The organism is Azospirillum sp. INR13, from assembly GCF_015390205.1.
In the GTDB taxonomy this organism is placed as follows: domain Bacteria; phylum Pseudomonadota; class Alphaproteobacteria; order Azospirillales; family Azospirillaceae; genus Azospirillum.
The window spans coordinates 177,941-185,531 of the sequence record NZ_VUOI01000007.1 but is presented as its reverse complement, the minus strand read 5'-3'; the positions used below and the strand labels follow the sequence as shown (position 1 = coordinate 185,531).

The 7,591-nt window shown below is 70.1% G+C and carries 7 protein-coding genes; 3 read left to right on the top strand and 4 right to left on the bottom strand.

The window, feature by feature from the left end; translation table 11 throughout:
• Positions 1-258 precede the first annotated feature (258 nt).
• From F1643_RS08595 to hydA, 3 genes are all read left to right on the top strand, one after another.
• Positions 259-1,527 (top strand): Zn-dependent hydrolase, encoded by a 1,269-nt coding sequence (locus tag F1643_RS08595; protein ID WP_194912582.1) that lies wholly within the window; start codon positions 259-261, stop codon positions 1,525-1,527.
• A gap of 189 nt (positions 1,528-1,716) precedes the next feature.
• Positions 1,717-2,412 carry a TetR/AcrR family transcriptional regulator gene (locus F1643_RS08590; protein ID WP_255542551.1) on the top strand — a complete coding sequence of 232 codons (696 nt, stop codon included), beginning with the start codon at positions 1,717-1,719 and terminating at the stop codon, positions 2,410-2,412.
• Positions 2,413-2,426: 14 nt separating this feature from the next.
• Positions 2,427-3,869 (top strand): dihydropyrimidinase, encoded by a 1,443-nt coding sequence (hydA, locus tag F1643_RS08585; protein WP_194912579.1) that lies wholly within the window; start codon positions 2,427-2,429, stop codon positions 3,867-3,869.
• Positions 3,870-3,876: 7 nt separating this feature from the next.
• Here hydA and F1643_RS08580 read toward each other — a convergent pair whose 3' ends face one another.
• Genes F1643_RS08580 through F1643_RS08565 form a run of 4 tightly spaced genes read right to left on the bottom strand, consistent with a single transcriptional unit; the run spans position 3,877 to position 7,587 of the window.
• The gene (locus F1643_RS08580; RefSeq protein WP_194912578.1) at positions 3,877-4,119 is read right to left on the bottom strand and encodes a hypothetical protein; all 243 of its coding nucleotides are present in this window, start codon (positions 4,117-4,119) and stop codon (positions 3,877-3,879) included.
• Positions 4,119-6,317, bottom strand: coding sequence for a chemotaxis protein CheA (locus F1643_RS08575; protein ID WP_194912576.1), 2,199 nt, complete (start codon positions 6,315-6,317; stop codon positions 4,119-4,121). Before F1643_RS08575 ends, F1643_RS08580 begins: the two co-directional genes overlap by 1 nt.
• Positions 6,314-6,712: a response regulator gene (locus F1643_RS08570; RefSeq protein WP_194912575.1), complete on the bottom strand. Its 399-nt coding sequence runs from the start codon at positions 6,710-6,712 to the stop codon at positions 6,314-6,316. The genes F1643_RS08575 and F1643_RS08570 overlap by 4 nt, the downstream gene beginning before the upstream one ends.
• Positions 6,709-7,587, bottom strand: a complete 879-nt coding sequence (locus F1643_RS08565) for a protein-glutamate O-methyltransferase CheR (protein WP_370540529.1) — start codon at positions 7,585-7,587, stop codon at positions 6,709-6,711. The genes F1643_RS08570 and F1643_RS08565 overlap by 4 nt, the downstream gene beginning before the upstream one ends.
• Between the last annotated feature and the right edge of the window lie 4 nt (positions 7,588-7,591).

Below are 7,591 nucleotides of genomic sequence, written 5' to 3'. Positions count from 1 at the left end.
TCACCATGGTCCCGGAGCAGACCGACCTGCCCTACGTCACCTGGCCCAACGACGCCCGCAACCCGATGCGCGTCCCCGAAGCCGCCGAATAAAGCCCCCCTCGGCCGTCATCCCCGCGAAGGCGGGGATCCAGGCCTTGCCGCAGGGACCGCTTCCGAAACTCTGGATCCCCGCCTTCGCGGGGATGACGTCGAAACAGAGATGGCGCCGGCCCGACCGAAGAAGGATGGGGCGCCGTTCCGTTCAGGAGAGAGCAACATGTCCACCCCGCAGAATGTCGCCGTGAACGGCTCGCGCCTGTGGCAGAGCCTGATGGACATGGCGCAGATCGGCGCCACGCCCAAGGGCGGCGTGTGCCGGCTGGCGCTGACCGACCTCGACAAACAGGGCCGCGACCTGTTCGTGCGCTGGTGCGAGGAGGCCGGCTGCACGGTGACGGTCGACAGGATGGGCAACATCTTCGCCCGCCGCCCCGGCCGCGACGACAGCCTGCCGCCGGTCATCATGGGCAGCCATCTCGACAGCCAGCCGACCGGCGGCAAGTATGACGGCGTCTATGGCGTGCTGGCCGGGCTGGAGGTGGTGCGCAGCCTGAACGACATGAACTACGTCACCGAGGCCCCGGTGGAGGTCGCGGTCTGGACCAACGAGGAAGGCTCGCGCTTCGCCCCGGCCATGGTGTCGTCCGGCGTCTTCGCCGGGGTGTTCGATCTCGACTATGGCCTGTCCCGCGCCGACCTGGACGGCAAGACGATGGGCGAGGAGCTGGCCCGCATCGGCTATGCCGGCGACCGGGAGGTGGGGGGCCGCAAGGTCGGCGCCTATTTCGAGGCCCACATCGAACAGGGTCCGATCCTGGAGATCGAGGGCAAGACCATCGGCGTCGTCACCGACTGCCAGGGCCAGCGCTGGTACGAGATCACCTTCACCGGCCAGGAGGCTCATGCCGGCCCGACCCCGATGGTCCGCCGCAAGGATGCGCTGCTGGGAGCGGCCCGCGTCGTCGATGCGGTGAACCGGATCGGCATGAAGTACGGCCCGCTGGCCTGCGCCACGGTCGGGCTGATGCAGATCCACCCCAACAGCCGCAACGTCATCCCCGGCCGCGTCTTCTTCACCGTCGATTTCCGCCACCCGGACGACGGCATCCTCGCCGCCATGGACGGCGAGCTGCGCGCCGAGGTGGAGCGCATCGCCGGCGAGATCGGGCTGGAGAGCGATTTCCAGCAGATCTGGTACTACGCCCCGATCAAGTTCGACGAGACCTGCGTCGCCGCCGTCCGCAAGGGGGTGGAGCGCACCGGCCACAGCTTCCGCGACATCGTCTCGGGCGCCGGGCATGACGCCTGCTATCTGTCGAAGGTGGCGCCCACGGCCATGGTCTTCATCCCCTGCATCGACGGCATCAGCCACAACGAGGTCGAGGAAACGACCCCGGAATGGTCGACCGCCGGCTGCGAGGTGTTGCTGCACGCCGTGCTCGACCGCGCAGACGCCATGGCGGAGCAGGTGAAAGCGCCCGCCTGATACTCTCCCTCTCCCGTCCCGGAGAGGGAAGGGGCCCATGCGGAGCATGGGAAGGGTGAGGGGGAATGCAAGAATCCTGAACCGCATGGCTTCGTGCCTCACCCCTCACCCTCCCCACGCCTGACGGCGCGGGTCCCCTCCCTCTCCCGGGGCGGGAGAGGGCACTTAGCAACAGCAATGGCAAAAGCGATGGCGCGAACGGCTGCCGACACCACCGACACCACCTCGCCCCAGGGCCGCATCCGGCGTGAGAACGTCGAGCGCATCCTGAAGGCGGCCGAACGCATCTTCGCCGAGGCCGGCTTCGCCGGCGCCACCATGGCCGACATCGCCGAGCGGGCCGGCCTGCCCAAGGCCAACCTGCATTACTATTTCGGCACCAAGGAGGACCTCTACCGCGCGGTGCTGGACAACATCCTGCGCATGTGGCTGGCGCCGATCGCCTCCTTCACCCCCGACGCCGATCCGGCGGCGACGCTGACCGCCTACGTCACCGCCAAGATGGAAGCGTCGCGCACCCGGCCCCACGCCTCCAAGGTCTTCGCCAACGAGATCCTGCATGGCGGGACCCAGGTCGAACGCTTTCTGGCCGAAGACCTGAAATCGCTGGTCAATGCCAAGGCCGCCGTCATCGACGGCTGGGTCGCCGCCGGCCGCATGGCTCCGGTGGACGCCCGCCAGTTCCTGTTCATGATCTGGGCGGTGACCCAGCATTACGCTGACTTCGACGTGCAGATCCGCAAGGTGCTGGGCCGCCGCAGCCTGACCCGCCAGGACTTCGCCGCCATGACGGCGGAGGTGCTGCGCATGGTCCTGCGCGTCGCCGGCCTGCCCGAACCACAAATAGCCGAAACGCCCATCGACTCCGCCCAACCAATCCTTTGAGGGAGCGCCCGAGCATGTCCACCATCCTGATCCGCGGCGGCACCGTCGTCACCGCCGAGCACACCCGCCGCGCCGACGTCCTCTGCCAGGACGGCATCATCACGGCGGTGGGCGACACGCTGGCCGTACCGGCGGGGGCCGAAGTGGTGGATGCCGGCGGCTGCTACGTCATGCCCGGCGGCATCGACCCGCACACCCACATGGAACTGCCCTTCATGGGCACGGTGACGACGGAGGACTTCTTCAGCGGCACCGCCGCCGGCTTTGCCGGGGGGACGACGATGATCATCGACTTCGTCATCCCCAACCCGAAGCAGAGCCTGATGGAGGCCTACCACACCTGGCGCGGCTGGGCGGAGAAGGCGGCCGGCGACTACAGCTTCCACGTCGCCGTCACCTGGTGGGACGAGAGCGTGCGGCAGGACATGGGCACGCTGGTCGCCGACCATGGCGTGAACAGCTTCAAGCACTTCATGGCCTACAAGAACGCCATCATGGCCGACGACGAGACGCTGGTGAACAGCTTCCAGCGCTGCCTGGAGCTGGGCGCCATCCCCACCGTCCATGCCGAGAACGGCGAGCTGGTCTTCCAATTGCAGAAGAAGCTGCTGGCCCAAGGGCTGACCGGTCCGGAAGCGCATCCCCTCTCCCGCCCGCCGGAGGTGGAGGGCGAGGCCGCCAACCGCGCCATCCAGGTGGCGAAGGTGTTCGGCGTGCCGGTCTACATCGTCCACGTCTCGGCCAAGGAGGCGCTCGCCGCCATCGAGCGCGGCCAGAACGACGGCCAGCGCGTGTTCGGCGAGGTGCTGGCCGGCCATCTGCTGATCGATGACGGGGTCTACCGCAACCCCGACTGGGACTTCGCCGCCGGCCATGTCATGAGCCCACCCTTCCGCCCGAAGGAGCATCAGGACGCCCTGTGGCGCGGACTTCAGGCCGGGCACCTGCACACCACCGCCACCGACCATTGCTGTTTCTGCGCGGAGCAGAAGGCGATGGGCCGCGACGACTTCACCAAAATCCCCAACGGCACGGCCGGGATCGAGGACCGCATGACCGCGCTGTGGACCCACGGCGTCAACACCGGCCGGCTGACGATGAACGAGTTCGTCGCCGTGACCTCCGCCAACGCCGCCAAGATCTTCAACCTCTACCCGCGCAAGGGCTCGGTCAGCGTCGGGGCGGATGCCGATCTGGTGGTGTGGGACCCGAAGGCGACCAAGACCATCTCGGCCAAGACCCAGATGCAGAAGGTCGGCCTGAACATCTTCGAAGGCATGACCGTCACCGGCACCCCGGCCTACACGCTGAGCCAGGGCCGCATCGTCCATGCGCTGGGCGAGAGCCGCGCCGTCCGCGGCGCCGGCCGCTACGTCAACCGCCCCGCCTTCCCGCCGGTCTACGAGGCGGTGTCCAAGCGCAACGCCCTGAACGTCCCGGTGGCGGTGGAGCGGTAAGCCGGCCTCACCCGGCCTTCGCCAGAAGCGGCCCGACCCAACGGGCCAGGAAGGCATCCTCCGGCGCTGCCGCCAGCGCCGGCCTTGCCGCCAGCAGCAATTGCAGCAGGGCCGTGTGCAGCTCGGTGCAGGCGGACAAATCCACCCGCGGCGCTGCCGCCGCCTCCAGCCATTCGGCGAGCGGCAGCGCCTCTTCCGCCGTGCAGGCGGCCTCGAAACGGGCGAGGTCGGAGTCGAACCGGACCGGCATCACAGCAGCTCCCGCAAATCGAGCACCAGGATCAGGCGGCCGTCACCCAGAGCGGCCGTGCCGGCATAGCCGCGCAGGCTGCGCAGAACGCCGGTCATCGGGCGCAGCACCACGTCGGCGCGCTCGCCGACATCGTCGACCGCCACCGCGACCGGGCCGTCGCCCAGTTCGGCCAGCACCACGCAGTCGGTTTCGCGAACGCGGACGTCCTCCGGCTGGCCCAGCAGGCGGCGGAGCCGGACCAGCGGCACCACCCGGTCGCGCAGCACCACGCTTTCCGCCCGCTTCACCGCGCGAATGGCGGCGCGCGGCACCCGCTGGATGCCGCCGACCAGCGCGACGGGAATGCCGTAGAGCGCGCCCGCCGCCTCCACCACCACCACGCGGGTGATGCTGAGCGTCAGCGGCAGCGACAGCCGCACCCGCGTTCCGGCACCGGGGGTGGACGCGATCTCCACCCGGCCGCCGGCCCGTTCGACCGCCGCGCGCACCGCATCCATGCCGACGCCGCGGCCCGACAGGTCGGAGACGGCGCCCGCGGTGCTGAAACCGGGGGCGAAGACCAGCCGGACCGCGTCGGCGTCGGACAGCGCCGCGGCGGCGTCGGGAGTCAGCAGCCCCTTGGCGGCGGCGGCGCGGCGCATCGCCGCCGGGTCGATGCCGGCGCCGTCGTCCGACACCTCCACCACCACCCCGTCCTTGTCCTGGAAGGCACGGACCCGCAAGGTGCCGCCGGGCGGCTTGCCGGCGGCAATGCGACGGTCCGGCGGCTCGATGCCGTGGTCCAGCGCGTTGCGCACCAGATGCAGCAGCGGCTCGCCCAGCACGTCGAGGATGTCCTTGTCGGCCTCCGTCTCGGCCCCTTCCAGCATCAGCTCCACAATCTTGTCCAGCCGGCGGGCGGTGTCGCGCACCAGCCGCGGCAGCGGATCGAAGACGCGGGCCAGCGGCAGCAGCCGCAGGCGCAGCGCCGCGTGGCGCAGGTCGCCGACCAGCGTGTCCAGCCGGGCGGAGAAGCCCTTCAGGTCGCGCCGCAACTCCGTCGCCAGTTCACCGTCTTCGGCACGGCGCAGCAGCGGCCCCAACTGCCCCTTCACCACCGACAGCTCGCCGACCAGGGCCATCAGCGCGTCCATCCGTTCCGGTTCGACCCGCAGGGCGCGGCGGGCGGCGGGGATGGCGGTGGGCGGCGCTTCGGGTGCAGCGGGACGGGCCGGCCCTTCGGCGAGGAAGCGGTACAGCGTGCCGGCATCGGCACAGGCGGCCTCGATCATGCGCCGATCAGCCGGACGCCCCAGCGATACCAGGATCGCAGCCACCGCCCGCGCCACCGCAGCGCGGCGGGAGTCGCGTTCCACGGCGCTGCCGGGCAGCTCCAGAATCCGCCCCTGCTCCTCCAGCATGCGTGCGGCCAGCGAGTCCGGCGGCGCCACGGCAATGGGAATCACGGCAGGCTTCAAGGCAGGCTTCAGCGTGACGGCGGCGATGTGCACCTGATCCGGCACGCTGCGGAAGGCCGGCCGCACCGCCTCCACATCGGCACCGCTCAGCGCGTGGAAGTGCAGGACGCAACGGTAGGGGTCCATCTCCGCCGGCGCCGGCAACGGTTCGGCCGCCTCGATGCGCAGCAGCCGCAGGTCGGGCACCCGGCGGAACAGCGCCAGCGGATCGTCGCCGGTGAAGAAGCACTCGGGATCGGGCCGGTAGTCGATGGCGGTCAGCCGGCCATCGCCCGCCCCTGCCCTCTCCTCCGCCGTCAGCGCCGCCAGCCAGGGGAAAGCCTCCGCCTCCCCACCGGCCGCGGCCGTGCCCTCCGCCGCCGCGTCTCCGGCAAGCCCGCGGACCAGCGCGTCGGCCGCGGTCGGCGCGTCGTCGGGCAGCGCGCCGGCAGTCTCCAGCGCCGCCACCCAGCGGGCGCACTGGTCGAGCACGCGGAACAGCGGATCGGCCAGCTCCGGCGTCAGGGCGCGCCGGCCGTCGCGCAGGAGCGACAGCGTGTCCTCCCCGGCATGGACCAGCCGGGTGAAGGGCGCAATGTCGAACAGGGCGCTCGCCCCCTTCAGCGTGTGGAAGGCGCGGAACAGCTCGTCCACCGATGCGCGGTCGATGGGATCGCGCTCCAGCGCCAGCAGCGCGCCGCCGGCGGTCTCCAGCAGCTCCTGCGCCTCGACGATGAACTGGTCGAACAGTTCGCTCATGGCGCCCCCTCCGGTCCAAGCGGACGGCCGGTCAGCAGCCGCGCCGCCTCCACCAGCATCTCCGGCCGCGGCGGCTTCACGATGTACCAGTTGGCGCCGGCCAGCAGCGCCTGTTCGCGGTCGCTGTCCTTGGATTCGGTGCTGATCATGATGGCGGGCACGTCGCGCAAGACCGGATCGCGGCGCAGGACGCGCAGCATGGTGTAGCCGTCCATCTTGCGCATGTTGACGTCGACGATCACCAGATCGGGCGGCACGGCCATCGCCCGTTCCAGCCCCTCGATGCCGTTCACCGCCTCGTCCACCACGAAGCCTTCGGCCTCCAGCACGCGGCGGCCGAAGGCGCGGACGGTCACGGCGTCGTCCACCACCAGGATGCGCGGTCCATCCGTCATGGCGCACCTCCGTCCACTGGCTTCTGGTAGAGGATCGCGTCGGGAAAGCGGCGCGGGACGAACAGCGAGGACATGCGGCTCATGCTTTCCGAATGGCCGAGGCAGACGAAGCCGCCCGGCGCCAGGGAATCGTGGAACATGCTCGCCGCCTCCCGCCGGCCAAGATCGTCGAAATAGATCAGCAGGTTGCGGCAGAAGATCACGTCGATCCCGCGGAATCCGCGCACCTGCTGCGGGTCAGCGATATTGACCAGCGAGAAATCGACCGACTCCCGCAAGTCCTCGATGATCTGCCAGCGCGGCCCCCCGGCAGGCGCCGTCCCGCGCAGGGATTGGAAATACTTGGCGCGCAGATGGGCCGGCAGCCCTTGCAGGGCGCGCTCGTCATAGATGCCCTCGCGCGCGCGTTCCAGCACCGCGCTGTCGATGTCCGACGCCAGCAGCTCGATCTCGTAATCGTCCACGCGGCCCCAATTCTCCAGCAGCATGATGGCGATGGAATAGGGCTCCTCCCCCGTGGCGCAGCCGGCCGACCAGATGCGCAGCCGCGAGCCCTTCGGCCTGTCCCGCACCAGCTCGTCCAGGGCCGACTTCACCAGACAGTCGAACTGGTACTTCTCGCGGAAGAAATAGGTCTCGTTCACCGTCATCAGGTTGACGAGCCGCTGCAGCTCCTCCCCCGACGCCTGGAAGCGCAGCAGGTTCAGGTAGGCGCGCAGGTTTGTCGCGCCGACCGCCTGCATGCGGGCGGCGACGCGGCGGTCGACGAAATAGCGCTTGGCCTCGGTGAAGGACAGGCCGGTGCGTTCCCGCAGGAAATCGCACAGGGTCGCATAGTCCTCCGGCGACAGGCCGTCCGGTTCGGTGTCGGCCACGCGC